Below are 14,320 nucleotides of genomic sequence, written 5' to 3' on the forward strand. Positions count from 1 at the left end.
ATTATCTTGGTATTAGCAGCTTTAAATTTAAGGTGAGACACAAAATTATTAGAAGAGCTTGGGGGTGTTTTTATCTTGAAAAACATTCCTCCAAGGCTAAAGGTTTGTAGCGTTGACGAGATGAGAAGATTGGATGAAGAGGCTCTTAAGGTTTATGGAATATCCCATGAGCTTCTAATGGAGGATGCTGGAACAGCTATATTTAATCTGATAGCTAGCGAGATTGGTTTATTTAATAAGAGGTTTTGTATTGTTGCCGGTACAGGTAATAATGGTGGTGATGCGCTTGTCTCTGCAAGAAGACTTTATGCTGCTGGATGTAGTGTTGAGGTATATGTTGTTGGGGATCCCTCGAAAGCTTCTGAGCTTGCTAAAAAGAATCTTGAGCTTGCTAAGGCTGTGGGAATCCCTATAAAGATTATTCAAAGTGATGAAGATGTTAAGATATTTTATGAAACTGCTAGAAATTGTGATGTTTTTGTGGTTGGAATTATTGGTGTGGGTTTGAGGGGTGAGGTAACAGGTTTTAGAAGAGATGTTATAGAGGCTATAAATAAGCTTGGAAAGACTGTGGTTAGCGTTGATATACCATCTGGTATTGGAGGCGATAATGGGAGGGTATATGGAGTTGCTATAAGATCTACATATACTGTTACCTTTGGGCTTCCAAAATATGGGAACATACTTTATCCAGGATACTATTATTGTGGAAAACTCTATGTCTCGAAGCTTTCGTACCCACCACAGCTTTTAGAGTCAAATGATATAAGAGTTGAGCTTAACTATCCTATCCAACCCCCAGAAAGGGTAAGATGGGGGCACAAGGGAACTTTTGGAAAGTTTCTTGCTATAGCAGGTGCTAGATATTATTATGGAGCTCCATACTATGTTGCATACTCTTTTCTAAAGGCTGGGGGTGGGTACTCAAGGCTTGCAGCACCAAAGTCTATAGTGCCATATATAGCATCTAGAAATAGTGAGATAGTGTTTATACCACTCGAGGAAACATCTGAGGGTAGTATAGCGAAAAATAATCTGAATCAACTCCTGGAACTGGTTCAGCAACTCGACATAGACATTATCGCCATAGGCCCTGGAACCTCATTGAATGCAGAGACTCAGGAATTTATAAGAGAATTTGTTAGTGTTGTTGAAAAGCCTATTATAATAGATGGTGACGGTATAACAGCTATAGCTAAAAACATTGAGGTGTTAAAGAAAAGAAAGTCGCCTACAGTAATAACCCCACATCTGGGCGAGTTCTCTCGGCTAACACAACTAAAGGCATCAGAGATTCTCGAAGACCCCATTAATATCTTAAGAAAGATTTGTATAGATATAAATAGCTATATCGTTTTGAAGGGGGCCCACACATTGATATGTAGACCAGATGGATATATATACATAAACATGACTGGAAATCCAGGAATGGCAAAAGCAGGCATGGGAGACGTGCTAACAGGCACGATCGCAGCTATGTATGGTATTGGCTATAGAGACATAGGCGATGCAACAAGAATGGCTGTTTTATTACATGGCCTTGCAGGTGATTTGGCAGCTGATGAACTTGGGGAAGATGGTGTAACACCAGATGATGTTATGGAATACCTTCCAAAAGCAGTGAAGACGCTTAGAGAAGATCCTGAATATATTTTGAATAGATACATGCCTAAACTCATTTAAAATAGATTCATTTAAACTTTTAAGCATAGCCAATATAGTGATATCCTGGGCTATCTCCATGTTCAATTATAAAACACAGCAAAAGGTTTTCGAAATTAGTGGAGTAAAGTTTGGTGGAACAGGCTTCGAGAATCCACCTGTGCTAATAGGTACAATATTTTATCATGGACACAAAATTGTTGCTGACGCTAAGCAAGGTGTTTTCGATAAATCTAAAGCTGAGGAGTTGATAAAATTAGTCGAGGAGATGTCTTCAAAAACAAAAATACCGGCTATGATAGATGTCGTTGCAGGTTCTCCTGATGCTATGGTCAAATACCTAGAGTTTGTTTCTAACATAACTAAAATGCCTATATCTATAGACTCTCCAGATATAAATATAATGAGATCTGGGTTCCAATATGCAAAAGAAGCTGGGTTTATAGATAGGGTTATATATAATTCATTAACAGCGAAATCAAAAGATGAGGAGTATAAGCTTCTCCAAGAATATGGTGTTAAAGCCACTATAGCATTACTATATACAGATAAGATCATGGATGTTGAAGCCAGGATAAAGAATCTTGAAACCATATTAACTAAGGCTTTGAACTATGGCATCGAGAAAATTCTTGTAGATACATTTGTAATAGATATACCAAGCCTTTCGGTAGCTATGAAAACAATGATAGAAATTAAATCAAGATATGGTCTCCCTGTTGGCAGTGGAGCGCATAATGCTGTCTCGACACAGAGAAAAGCTTTTAAAGAGAGATTTGGCGTTGAGGGCTATAGAGCATGTGAAATAGCTTCAAACATAGCAACACTAGTCATAGGCGCAGACTTCCTGCTTTATGGACCAATCGAATCGGCTAAGGAGGTCTTTCCAGCTGCGTACACCATATACAATTCCTATAGATATCTAGCAAGAAGAAAAGAGAATCTAATCCAGATCTAAAGCCCTGCAACAGCTATCAAATCATAATGATCTATTCAATCTATTTTCAAATCACACAACAAATCCAGACTGCTGTTTGGTGTTTTCACTAATGCGCAAACCAAAGCTTTTAATATCGGTTTACCTCCCCTCAGAGGTTTCTGACACTATAGAGGGTGGGGCAGATATAGTAGATATTAAAGATCCTCTTTCTGGTAGTTTAGGGCTTCCCAGAATAGGTGTTGTGAAAGAAGTTATTAGGTTGGTCAATGGCTTAAGGGAAACAAGCGTTGCTATTGGTGATATTAGGAGGTATGCGCCTGAAATAGGCTATGTTGCAACAACTATCGATGGTTTGGTCAACTATATCAAAGTGGGATTTGCAGTTAGAAATTATGAAGAAGCATCACAAATAGCTAGAGAGGTTATGGAAAACTCAAGCAAATCTAGGGTTATTTTTGTAGGCTATGCAGATTACATGAAGTGGGGGGTTATAGACCCTCTAGACTTGATTGATATAGCAACCAGCTCTAAAGCCCATGGTGTTATGATAGATACCCTTTCAAAAAATGGTTTATCCACATTTGATATACTCTCAAAAAATTATTTAAAGGAATTTGTTGAAAAAGCAAAGAAAAATGATTTGCTTACAGCAATTGCTGGTGGACTAAAAAAAGATCATATAAGGGATGCTGTTCTACTTGGATTTGATGTTATTGGATTTAGAGGTGCTGTTTGTGTTGGTGGTAGAGGTGGGCATGTGTCTAGGAATCTTGTTTATGAATTGAGAAGAATAATTGATGACCATTTTCAGCTATTAACTACAATTGGAAACCTTGCCCTAAATAGTGAGGAGGGGAACCTCAGCACAAAATAAATGTGACACCATGTAGAAAGAAACTCTCATAAGGGGTAGAGAGTAAAATGTTGCTAGAAATTGTTCCCGTCATTGATATTATGAATGGTGTTGTTGTCCATGCTGTAGCTGGTAGAAGAGAGGAGTATAAGCCTCTTTCTAAAAGTGTTGTTGCATCATCTCCTAACCCTATAGATGTTCTCAATGGTTTTAAAAAACTTGGCTGTAGAGGTGTTTATATAGCTGATTTGGATGCTATAATCGGTAGGGGGAGTAACGAAGGTGTATTAGATGCGGCTCTAAATCTCAGCTTCAAAGTTTTTGCTGATATTGGTAGAAATGGCATTGCAAAGAAGGATAACAATAATATTGTCTATGTAATTGGAACAGAATATCTTGTTTATCCCAATGAACTAGATGTTTTAAGCGGTAGAGCCATTAGCTTGGACATGAAAAGCAATGTAGTAATGTTTAAAAATAAACAGATAGATGTTGTTAAAGCCGCTAATGAAGTGTGCAATAGAAATACTAAAATGGTTATTGCATTATTTCTTGATAGAGTTGGCACAGCCAGAGGTTTTGATGTAGAAACTCTGAAGAACATTATCGATATATGTAAAGATGTTGATATTGGTGTTGGTGGCGGTTTAAGGGATTTAAATGACATAATCCTTTTGAAGAAGCTTGGAGTAAAATATGCCTTTGTTGCTACAGCTATTCATAGAGGTTTGATTGATAGATGCGAATATTAGGTTAGTCATCTCCATTTCTTAACTGTAACGTGATTTTATGGACATTGGCATAATTACTAGAAACCCTAGAAGCTGGAGTTCATCGCATTTAATAGAAGCTTTTAAGAGTCTTGGATGCAATGTTCAAACATTTTGGTTTAGAGATATCATAGCTTATCTTGACTATGATAAACCCAGATTCTATGTGAATAACATAGATATTACTGAAAAGCTCTCTGCCGTAGTCGTAAGACCATTTGGCCGTGTCAGTCTTGACCAAGCTATTTTCAGAATAGATATCCTCTATGCACTTCAAGAACTTGGGCTACCTATATTCAACAAGCCTTCGGCTATAGAGAAATGCGTTGATAAGTTCAGATCTCTCTACACATTAAAGATGAATGGAATACCAGTTCCAAGAACTGTAGCTACTGAGAGAAGCTCTCTAGCTATGAGAGCCATTGAAATGCTTAAAACAAGCGATGTTGTTGTAAAACCCATGTTCGGATCTAGAGGCCATGGAAGCACGAGAGCAAGAATTAGAGACAGGGACATCCTGTGGGAGGTGATAAGAACACTGACGTTCACTAGACATGTGGCATATATTCAAGAGTTTCTTCCGCACGGTGGAGAAGATATAAGAGCTTTTGTTCTTGGTGACAGAGTTTTAGCAGCTATGTACAGGAAAGCACCAATAGGCCAGTGGAAAACAAATGTTGCTAGAGGTGGCATACCTGTGAAGATAGATAAGCTAGATCCAGATGTTGAGGAAGTAGCCATTAAAGCTGCTAAAGCTCTTGAATGCGATATTGCAGGAGTTGACATAGTTCGTTTACCATCTGGGGTATTTGTATTAGAGGTTAATAGCCAGCCGGGGTGGAGAGGGCTTCAAGAAGTTCATAAAGAAATTGATATAGCCAAGGAAATCGCTAGATACGTTATTGAGAAGGCTAGAAGGTAGCAAGTTTTGTGACTAGGTATAGGATAACTTTAATATTTTTGAGAAAACCATTTAGCTATTGGTATCCAGGTACAGATATAGTGAATGAGATTGTCAACGCCTTTGGCAAACACGTAGATAATGGAGATGTGATTGTCATTTCTGAAAAGGCTATCTCTACAGCCACTGGAAATATCTATGACGAGAACTCAATATTATTGGATCCGCTATCAACTCTTTTAACAAAGCTGTGTAACACTATGTGGGCTAAGCTATTCAGCTACATCTTTAGATCTCCTCAAACAATATATCTATTAAACAACATGCCAATAAATGCTATAGCTGCACATAAAAAACTTGCCTTAAAAATTGGGGGTTTGAAGCATTTCTTTAAGCCATTGTCAGAAGCAGGGATAGATGCTTCTAATCTTCCATACAAATACGTCTCTCTACCACTAAAAAAGGCAAACGACATTGCAATTAAAATCTCTTCAGATATATACAAGGAGATTGGGAAAAGGGTTTGCATACTCATAATTGATACTGATAGGTGTTATAAGCCAAGGTGGTTAAGGGGAATGGTGTTTTCAACAAGACGATCAGAAATTAGAGGTGTTATAGACTTTGGTGCTATTGGTTATTTCATTGGAAAGAGGTTTAGAAAACTCTTTAAAGAATATCCAACACCAGTAGCATGTAGCTGCACAAATGTGGAATTACCATTGATTCTATTCATTTCAAAAAAAGTTGAAAAGTATATGGGGTCAGGCCTGGGGAGAAACGCTATGGAGATGATGAGGAGGTTAGGTAAGAATAGTTTTGATGATATAACATGGGCTGATATGAACATTGTCAAGCATTATCCAGCTATCTTAGTGAAAATCATGTTTTGTGATGCTAATGGAGCATGCTTTAAAATAGATCCTTGTCAACTCTATAAGCAAGCTTCTCAATAATTTTATAATCTGTTTCCCCGATAGCATCTTTCAAAGTGTTATACCTTCTCACAGTAAGCATGGGAGTCTCTTCGCTGATATCCGGGCAAATCTGAGACGATTTACTTTTGTCATTCTTAGCTATGTATATATAACCATTTGTGATATCCCCCAAGTAGACACCACCAACTTTCTTAAAGCCTAGAAGAACTGAGCCAAAATCTTCGTAGATTTCAGCAATTCCTATAGTAGATGTTGTGAACCTTGGATTAGCCTCAACTACATACATACCACTATCATTCCACACAACATCTAATCCTATATAACCTCTGAGCCCATTAATGCAATTAGAAAGCTTTTTGAGTACACCCTCAGCCAAACCTCTATACACTGTATTTCTTATTGGTAGTATGCCCCCTCTGTACTCAAGTTTATTACCCTTCAATAGTATCAACTGTAAATTAAGACTGTAGAGCTCAACTCTATCATTATTAAAAACAGCTGATATACTCCCATGAACACCATCAACATATTCTTGCAGAACTATGCAACCAGTTGGATCACACTCAAAAGCAATTTGAGAATATTTAATAGCGTCATCCACGCCCCTAGCGATAAATACACACTCTGAGCCGGCCAACACAACAGGTTTCACAATTAAAGGCATTGTAAAGTCTTTTAAAACTTGTTTAACATCATCTCCTCTGCATAAAATCCTTGTGTAAGGTACTTTAACACCACATTTATCTAATGTGAGAATAGTTTCATATTTATGAGAAAGTCTCTTAACAACGTCATATGAAGGACCCAGAAACTTGTTTCCAATTCTCTCAACTGTTTTCACAAGCTCCACTGGAGGTGCTATAACAATTACATTATCAAAATGTACACTCAGTTTGCTAACAAACTCAATGTAATCACCCTCAACAACAGCTACTGAGCCTTTAAAACAATTTGAAAGATACTTCGAAACAGTAATGACAATATTTACACCACTTCTCTGAAGTGCTTTAGCGATTGCTGAGACCATACTATACGCTTCGCCAAGCAAAGACTTATACCTGCTAACACATCCATATGAACTTACAACATATTCTGATAATAGAATAGATGCCATATAATCACAAAAGTCTAAAACTATGAACAATGAGTTATAAAGCTTTATACCAGGAAAACAATTAGACACCATGTATAGAGGATTTTAATATTTGTACTTAAAACTCGATAAAAACTTTAATTTTGAATCGAGCTAAATTTTCCTTGGCGAATCTTATGTGCGAATCAAAGGTTTATGTGAAGGAGGGTAATGAAACAAAACTTGTTATTGAAGAAGCTATTTCGATGACTCCAAAAAACGGTGGGTATGTATTTATCGATATCTCTGGTAAGAGGTATGAAATAGATAATGCTGTTATTGAGAGCATAGATTTTATTGGACATAAGGTTGTGCTTAGAAAGATTAAGTAGGGATTTGCTACTAAAGGAAAAGCCAAAGGCTTTTTATTATGAAGATTGTTGTTGTTGGAAAGGGTGGTGTTGGAAAAACAACTATAGCAGCAACTCTTGCTAGGCTTATTGGAAGAGATGGTTTTAGCGTAGTAGCTGTTGATGCAGACCCGAGTCTTAACTTAGCTATAGCCATTGGCATTCCAAGAGATGTTGCTGACAAAGCGCCTATTCTATTCGATGAGGAAGAGTTTATAAAGTCTAGAACCCTTTTACCAGACGGTTTTTTCAGATTAAATCCAAAGGTCGATGATGTTATAGAGAGGTTTGGTATTAAAGGACCCGATAATGTAACTGTTTTAAAGCTTGGTGAAGTGAAGAAAGGAGGAACAAGATGTCTTTGCCCAGAATATGCATTTTTACGAGCACTACTATCGCATCTTGTTCTCGGCAGAAAAGATGTGGTGATAATAGATATGGTGGCGGGTTTAGAGCCTATGAGTAGAGGTGCTATTAGAGGTGTTGATCTCGTTTTATCTGTTGTAGAGCCATCGATGAAATCCCTAGATACTGCATTGAAGATAGAGAAGCTTGCAAAAGATATTGGTGTAAAGAGGCTAGAGGTTATAGCAAATAAGATTAGAAGTATTGAAGAAATTGAGAATATCGAGAAGAGTGTAGGTAAGAAGATATTTCATTGGATACCATTTGATGAAGCTATTATTGAAGCCGATTACAATGGGGTTTCACTTCTAGACTATAAGCAATCTTCGCCAGCTATCGACTCATTGAAAGAATTAAAAAATAAAATATTGAATATGTTTCATTTAAAATGAGAGGTAAAAGCTTAAAAGATCAAGGCCATCAAAATTCCTTTGGTGACGTAGTTTTATGAGTGTTCCATTTAAGAACGTGAGATTTAAAATTGATGAAATTAAGACTTCTATTGGAGAGGTTAAAGGTGTTGATATAAGTATTGGCTATGTTGTTGAGGAATGGGAGGAGCCTCCTGGCCCCACACCATTCCCAACAGTAGCATCTTTGCGCCATTGGGACCACACTCTATTGAGACGATACAAACCTCTCTATCTACCATATTGTGATCTTTGTTGTTTGTGTACATATGGAAGATGTGACTTGTCAAGAGGTAAAAGGGGCTCTTGCGGATTAAATCTATCGGAGCAGCAATCTAGGTTAGTAACACTTGTTTGTGCCGTTGGCGCATCAACCCATGCTAGCCATGCTAGAGAGCTTCTTGACAAGCTCAAGAAGGAGTTTGGCGAAGACACTTCCATAGACCTTGGCGGAGAAGTTTATGTGGAGATGCCTATAACAAGACTTGTCACAGGTGTTAAACCAAAAACTCTTAGGGATTTAGAGATTGTTTTAGACTATGTTGAGAGGCAGATCGTTCAAACGCTTGCCAGTGTTCATACTGGTCAGGAAGGTGATTGGATAGACTATGAATCTAAGGTTTTACACCTTGGAATGCTGGATCATGTAGCACTTGAGATAGCTGATGTAACCCAAATAGTCTCTCTAGGCTTCCCCAAAGCAGATCCTAATGCACCTTTGGTAGACATTGGTATTGGAACTATAGATTCATCTAAACCAGTTATCCTTGTGATAGGCCATAATGTATTGCCATCTACAGCTATAATAGATTATCTAGAGGCTATGGGCATTAGAGACAAGGTCGAGGTTTGCGGACTTTGCTGCACAGCCCACGACCTTACAAGATATGAGAAGAAGAGAGCTAAAATTGTTGGGCCCATATCATGGCAGCTAAGATTTATTAGAACAGGCATCCCAGATGTTGTTGTAATTGATGAGCAATGCATATATACTAACATTCTTGAGGAGGTTAAGAATATAGGAGCTATACTAATAGCAACATCAGATAAGGCGATGAGAGGACTTCCAGATAGGACCCACGCAGACCCAGACTCCGTTGTTGAGGAACTTGTCACAGGAAAGATACCAGGTGCACTAATATTAGATGAGGATAAAGCCGCTCAAGTAGCTGTTAAAACAGCTTTGAAAATAGCTCCACAGAGAGCTAAATATAAATTGAGTTTAATGAACGAGGAAGCTGTTGTAGAGTATGCAAAGAGATGCACAATGTGTAGAAATTGTGAGAGAAACTGTCCTCAAAACCTCCCAATATCTTCTGCAATGGCTCTGGCGGCAAAAGGTGATTTAACCAAGCTTGCGTCACTCTACCAAAAATGTTTCGCTTGCAGAAGATGTGAATATGATTGTCCAAGAAAAATACCAGTGCTAACACTCATGCTAGCCTCTGCAAAGAGAATGTTATTAAATGAGAGGTATAAGGTTAGGGTTGGTAGAGGACCTATACAAGACACTGAGATTAGAGCTGTTGGAAGGGATATTGTCCTTGGCACCATACCAGGTGTTGTAGCCTTTGTAGGCTGTGCTAACTGGCCTGATAGCTTTAATGATGTTGCTAAGATGGCTAGGGAATTTGCCTCTAGAAGATACATCGTTGTAGCTTCTGGCTGTTCAGCTATGGCAATAGCCATGATGAAGAGTGAGGAGGACAAGACACCATATGAAGAGTTTTCAGGCATCTTTGAAGCTGGTGGAATTATCAATGTCGGTTCATGTGTTGCAAATGCACATATAGCAGGAGCTGTAATAAAAATTGCAAACATATTTGCAAAGTTACCTTTAAGAGCAAACTATGCTGAAATAGCAGACTACATACTCAATAGAGTTGGTGCTGTTGGAGTTGCATGGGGTGCTATGAGCCAGAAAGCAGCTGCAATAGCATCAGGTTTCTGGAGGCTAGGTATACCAGTCATAGTTGGTCCTCACGGACTTAAATACAGAAGAATGCTTATGGGGGATGAAACAGATGAGGAGAGCTGGGTAGGATACGATGCAATGACTGGTGAGAAGGTTAGGCTAGATCCAGCACCACTACACCTATTCTATGCAGCCGAAAGTCTCGAAGAAGCTATGGTTATGGTTCCAAAACTCTGCATAAGACCCGCTGACACCCCGCAGGGGAGAGCAATAAAACTAACAAACTACATATCTCTGTACAAACAGTTCTACGGCTCAGATAAACTCCCACCAGATATACACCTGTACATTAGAACCGAAGGGGATATACCAGTAACATATAGAGATGAGGTTATGGATTATCTCAAAGAAGTTGGGTGGAAAGAGAGAACTGTTGCAGCAAACCCAACACTACTAAGAGATATTGTGGAAAAGTATGAATTGAGAAGAAAGGGAGTGCCGACTTAGGTGACGTAAAATGGCACTTGAGTATTGGCTTAAAGGAGACATACCACCTGGTCCAATAAAAGCTACATTAGTAATGGATCCCTCTAAAGCAGTTGAAATAATTAGGAAATTCGTGGGTCAACAAGTAATATTGATAGGATCTAACATAGAGGAAATAGAGAAAGCTGTTGGAGACGTCATCACACATGTAATTGAAATGGCAAAAGCATTGAAAAGCCCCATCATAACATCAAGCTCTTATGTTGTTAAAAAACTTGATGATAATGGATTCAGAGAATACAAAATCCTACCTCCTCTAGAAGCCATACAAAAAATATCTAAAGGTCTAATACCATGCAGATTAGCAATTTTCATAGGCTTTAGATATGCCTATGGCTGGCTACTTCTAAACTCCATAAAACACTACAAACCAGAAATCCAAACACTATCTCTAGATCCATATGCACAACCAAATGCCACATGGACATTGCCTTCACTACCACTTACAATATGGTACAAAAACTTAAATCAACTTATTGAAAACATTAAATCTGTTGCGCAGAAATAATTGTGGCTTTAGAGTGTGGTAATTATGTCTAGTAGCATAGCCCTAAAGATAATTGAGAGAATTGAACTACCTTCCAATATACCAATAAAGATTTTCAAAGTGTCGCCTCCGCCACAAAAAGGGATGTTTTCTGATATACCAGTTGATGTAGGTCCCCAATATGAGGGTCAGAGGGTTAGAGGCCCGGAGATGTTTGTTGAGCTTGGGGGTCCAAAGGTTAAATATAAATTTGAGTTGTTTTTGGTTAAATCAGTTGAAGAGGTTGAAGATGGAGAGATTGTTGTTGTTGGGCCAGATTTGAATGAGATGAGTGAGGGGAAGAGCTATGAATATGCAGTTATATTTGAAGCTGCTGGAAGGGGTTTGGAGTCCCAAGCTGAGGGCGTTCTTGAGAGGCGTATCCATGAGTTTAGCAACTATATTCAGGGATATATGCATCTCAATCAGAGATATGAGATTTGGCTTAGGGTAAGTAAGAGGTCTTATCAAAAAGGCTTGAATTCATTTAGATACATTGGAACAGCTTTATATAGGCTCTTCAAATCAGCTTTTCCAATAATAGAGAAGCTTAGAATATATTTCATAACAGATGCAAAAGTTGTTGAGATTCTATATCCGCAAGCTATAAAAGTTTATGAGGAGAGGGATAGAAGGGCACTAGGGCTTAGAGATGAGGATGTAGACACATTTTATTCATGTAAACTCTGCCAATCATTTGCACCAACACATACATGCATAATTACACCGGAAAGACCATCCGCATGTGGAGCTATATCATGGCTCGATGCAAGAGTTGCATCGCAAATAGATCCCAAAGGTCCTATACAGCCTGTGCCAAAGGGGAGATGCCTAGATCCTGTAGCTGGAGAGTATGAGGGTGTTAATGAAGCTGTTAAAAAGCTTTCTAATGGGGCTATACAGAGGATTAGGCTATATTCTTTATTTGAATATCCGCCAACTATATGTGGATGTTTCGAAATAGCAACATTCTACATACCTGAATTAGACGCAGTTGGACTTGTTAATAGAGGCTATGGAGGGTTAACACCTATAGGTCTAAGATTTAGTCAAATAGCAGATACTGTTGGAGGTGGTAAGCAGGTTCCAGGATTCCAGGGAATAGGGCTTTTATATCTTAGAAGTAAAAAGCTTTTCCAAGCAGATGGTGGATGGACGAGAATCGTCTGGATGACCTCAGAACTAAAAGAGCGTGTATTAGATGCCATACCCCCGGAGCTTAGAGATAAAATAGCTACTGAGAAGGAGGCTAAGACTGTTGACGAACTTAAAAAGTTTCTCATTGAGAAAGGCCATCCAGCAGCAAAGAAGATTCTGGAGAAGGAGAGGACTGCTGAGAAGAAGATGGAAGAGGAAAAGAAGTCTGCTGAAGTACAGCCCCCACCACAACTCACACAAGTCCAGCCAACACCAACGATACAATTACCACAAGTAACACCACAGCCAACACCAGCTGTTGTGGCTCCTGCAAACCTACAAGCTGTAACAATTCCCATGCCAGGTGGAATAACAGTTTCAGTGACAATTCCAACCCAATTAACACAGCCTAGAGGACCTCCAATAAATGTTGTTTTGAAGGGTGTTAAAATAAGGATTGAGAAGATGGTTATAAAGAGAGGTGAGGTGGAGAAGAAGTGAGTAGAGATAGAGATGAATTAAGAAAGAGACAAAATGATGAAGAAGAGTCGAAGAGATATGCAGAGATTGCAGGGCTTTTAGCAAAAATTGCTGAAGCACTTGAAAAGGGTGTTGTAGAGCTATACAACATAGAGCTTGCATTTGATGAAGTAGAGTTGCAAATTCCATCATCAGCCATAGAGACGTTACCAATTCCAATCACAATTACGCCACCTCCGCAAAAAGTTGCTGAAGCGAAGCCGGAAACCCAAGCTGCCATAGCTATAGCTAAAACTGTTGAGATTGTTGGAAAGAAAGTTGTAGAATTGATGAGGATAGGTTTTGAGGAGCCGAAGCCGAATTTTACTGGAAAAGTTGTTGAGGTTAAAATAGGTGCTACTAAAAGTGAGGGGGGAACCAGGGAAACATCATTTGTTTTAGGTGGACATGAGCTTCCACCATACTATTATCTCACAGGCTATAAGCCACCACATTTACCAGCCTTCGGAGGAGACACATTTGATATGAAAATTGGTTTGCCTAGAGCTGTTAGACAGGTTTTTGGAGATGCTTTAGATAATCCAGAGGAGTGGGCTAGGGTATGGGTCAAAAAGTTTGGTGCAGAAGCTATAGATATTCACCTTGTTAGTACAGATCCCACGCTAAAGAATGCTTCTGCAGAAGAAGCCGTTAAGACAGTTGATAGGTTTTTGCAAGTAGTTAAAACGCCTATTGTTGTTGGTGGTAGTGGCAATCCAGAAAAAGATATTGAGGTTTTCAACGCTATTGCAAATGCTTTTCCCAGTGAGGGTTTAGTTATAAACAGTCTAAATCTTGATATGGCGTTAGAGAAGGTTTGTCCAAACATAGCAAAGACAAACGCTGTTGTGATAGATTTCTCCCCTATGAGTGTTGAGAAAGCTGAGGAGATAAATAGAAAGGTGTATACATGGATACCCAGAAACAGGATATTGCTTGATCTAAACATAGGTGGCATTGGTTATGGAACAGAATATGGATTTACAACCATGGAGAGATCAAGACTGGCAGCGCTTCTAGGCAATGAGCTACTTCAACACCCATTTAATGTCGGAGCAGCAAATGCCTGGGGTGCTAGGGAGGCATGGATGACAATGGATCCCTACTGGGGACCTAAAGAGGTTAGAGGATCTCTGTGGGAAACGCTAACATGTGTTATTTGCCTCCTTGCAGGTGCTGACTACTTCATGGTTCTACACCCACTTACAATGAAGGTTTTGAAGAGTCTTAGAGAATACCTCTTCTCAGATCCAAAGCCAAGAGACCCCGAAAAGGCTTTGTCATGGCTTTCAACAAAACTTCCCGTGGTGTAGATC

At 38.9% G+C, this 14,320-nt stretch carries 13 protein-coding genes; 12 read left to right on the plus strand and 1 reads right to left on the minus strand.

Annotated features, from left to right (window positions below; genetic code table 11):
- Positions 1-75: 75 nt before the first annotated feature.
- From QW284_06515 to QW284_06540, 6 genes are all read left to right on the plus strand, one after another.
- Positions 76-1,683 (plus strand): NAD(P)H-hydrate dehydratase, encoded by a 1,608-nt coding sequence (locus QW284_06515; GenBank protein ID MEM0339322.1) that lies wholly within the window; start codon positions 76-78, stop codon positions 1,681-1,683.
- Positions 1,684-1,741: 58 nt separating this feature from the next.
- Entirely contained in the window at positions 1,742-2,620 is an 879-nt protein-coding gene (locus QW284_06520) for a tetrahydromethanopterin S-methyltransferase subunit H (GenBank protein MEM0339323.1), read from the plus strand.
- Positions 2,621-2,711: 91 nt separating this feature from the next.
- The gene (locus tag QW284_06525; GenBank protein ID MEM0339324.1) at positions 2,712-3,476 is read left to right on the plus strand and encodes a (5-formylfuran-3-yl)methyl phosphate synthase; all 765 of its coding nucleotides are present in this window, start codon (positions 2,712-2,714) and stop codon (positions 3,474-3,476) included.
- 47 nt (positions 3,477-3,523) lie between these two features.
- A complete protein-coding gene (locus tag QW284_06530; GenBank protein ID MEM0339325.1) occupies positions 3,524-4,207 on the plus strand; it encodes a HisA/HisF-related TIM barrel protein in 684 nt (227 codons plus the stop codon).
- A 37-nt stretch (positions 4,208-4,244) separates the two neighbouring features.
- Positions 4,245-5,147: a RimK family alpha-L-glutamate ligase gene (locus tag QW284_06535; protein ID MEM0339326.1), complete on the plus strand. Its 903-nt coding sequence runs from the start codon at positions 4,245-4,247 to the stop codon at positions 5,145-5,147.
- A gap of 8 nt (positions 5,148-5,155) precedes the next feature.
- Positions 5,156-6,082 (plus strand): coenzyme F420-0:L-glutamate ligase, encoded by a 927-nt coding sequence (locus QW284_06540; protein ID MEM0339327.1) that lies wholly within the window; start codon positions 5,156-5,158, stop codon positions 6,080-6,082.
- Here the strand turns inward: QW284_06540 and QW284_06545 are convergent.
- Positions 6,039-7,178 carry an ATP-grasp domain-containing protein gene (locus QW284_06545; protein ID MEM0339328.1) on the minus strand — a complete coding sequence of 380 codons (1,140 nt, stop codon included), beginning with the start codon at positions 7,176-7,178 and terminating at the stop codon, positions 6,039-6,041. The genes QW284_06540 and QW284_06545 overlap by 44 nt on opposite strands.
- A gap of 155 nt (positions 7,179-7,333) precedes the next feature.
- Between QW284_06545 and QW284_06550 the strand changes: the two genes are divergently transcribed.
- The 6 genes from QW284_06550 to cdhD are packed head-to-tail and all read left to right on the plus strand — an operon-like array spanning position 7,334 to position 14,317.
- A complete protein-coding gene (locus QW284_06550; protein MEM0339329.1) occupies positions 7,334-7,528 on the plus strand; it encodes a CooT family nickel-binding protein in 195 nt (64 codons plus the stop codon).
- Positions 7,529-7,566: 38 nt separating this feature from the next.
- Entirely contained in the window at positions 7,567-8,343 is a 777-nt protein-coding gene (locus QW284_06555) for an AAA family ATPase (protein MEM0339330.1), read from the plus strand.
- 55 nt (positions 8,344-8,398) lie between these two features.
- Positions 8,399-10,783, plus strand: coding sequence for a CO dehydrogenase/acetyl-CoA synthase complex subunit alpha (gene cdhA / locus QW284_06560; GenBank protein MEM0339331.1), 2,385 nt, complete (start codon positions 8,399-8,401; stop codon positions 10,781-10,783).
- A 10-nt stretch (positions 10,784-10,793) separates the two neighbouring features.
- Positions 10,794-11,330: a carbon monoxide dehydrogenase beta subunit family protein gene (locus tag QW284_06565; GenBank protein ID MEM0339332.1), complete on the plus strand. Its 537-nt coding sequence runs from the start codon at positions 10,794-10,796 to the stop codon at positions 11,328-11,330.
- 24 nt (positions 11,331-11,354) lie between these two features.
- Positions 11,355-12,986 (plus strand): CO dehydrogenase/CO-methylating acetyl-CoA synthase complex subunit beta, encoded by a 1,632-nt coding sequence (cdhC, locus tag QW284_06570; GenBank protein ID MEM0339333.1) that lies wholly within the window; start codon positions 11,355-11,357, stop codon positions 12,984-12,986.
- Positions 12,983-14,317: a CO dehydrogenase/acetyl-CoA synthase subunit delta gene (cdhD, locus tag QW284_06575; GenBank protein ID MEM0339334.1), complete on the plus strand. Its 1,335-nt coding sequence runs from the start codon at positions 12,983-12,985 to the stop codon at positions 14,315-14,317. The genes cdhC and cdhD overlap by 4 nt, the downstream gene beginning before the upstream one ends.
- Positions 14,318-14,320: the final 3 nt, after the last annotated feature.

This window comes from Ignisphaera sp., assembly GCA_038735125.1.
Taxonomy (GTDB): domain Archaea; phylum Thermoproteota; class Thermoprotei_A; order Sulfolobales; family Ignisphaeraceae; genus Ignisphaera.

What these genes read in the sequence shown, in the direction of transcription:
- QW284_06520 (MEM0339323.1), top strand. Translation starts at nt 1,742, where the DNA reads ATGTTCAATTATAAAACACAGCAAAAGGTTTTCGAAATTAGTGGAGTA.
- QW284_06525 (MEM0339324.1), top strand. Translation starts at nt 2,712, where the DNA reads ATGCGCAAACCAAAGCTTTTAATATCGGTTTACCTCCCCTCAGAGGTT.
- QW284_06530 (MEM0339325.1), top strand. Translation starts at nt 3,524, where the DNA reads ATGTTGCTAGAAATTGTTCCCGTCATTGATATTATGAATGGTGTTGTT.
- QW284_06535 (MEM0339326.1), top strand. Translation starts at nt 4,245, where the DNA reads ATGGACATTGGCATAATTACTAGAAACCCTAGAAGCTGGAGTTCATCG.
- QW284_06545 (MEM0339328.1), bottom strand. Translation starts at nt 7,178, where the DNA reads ATGGCATCTATTCTATTATCAGAATATGTTGTAAGTTCATATGGATGT.
- QW284_06550 (MEM0339329.1), top strand. Translation starts at nt 7,334, where the DNA reads ATGTGCGAATCAAAGGTTTATGTGAAGGAGGGTAATGAAACAAAACTT.
- QW284_06555 (MEM0339330.1), top strand. Translation starts at nt 7,567, where the DNA reads ATGAAGATTGTTGTTGTTGGAAAGGGTGGTGTTGGAAAAACAACTATA.
- cdhA (MEM0339331.1), top strand. Translation starts at nt 8,399, where the DNA reads ATGAGTGTTCCATTTAAGAACGTGAGATTTAAAATTGATGAAATTAAG.
- QW284_06565 (MEM0339332.1), top strand. Translation starts at nt 10,794, where the DNA reads ATGGCACTTGAGTATTGGCTTAAAGGAGACATACCACCTGGTCCAATA.
- cdhC (MEM0339333.1), top strand. Translation starts at nt 11,355, where the DNA reads ATGTCTAGTAGCATAGCCCTAAAGATAATTGAGAGAATTGAACTACCT.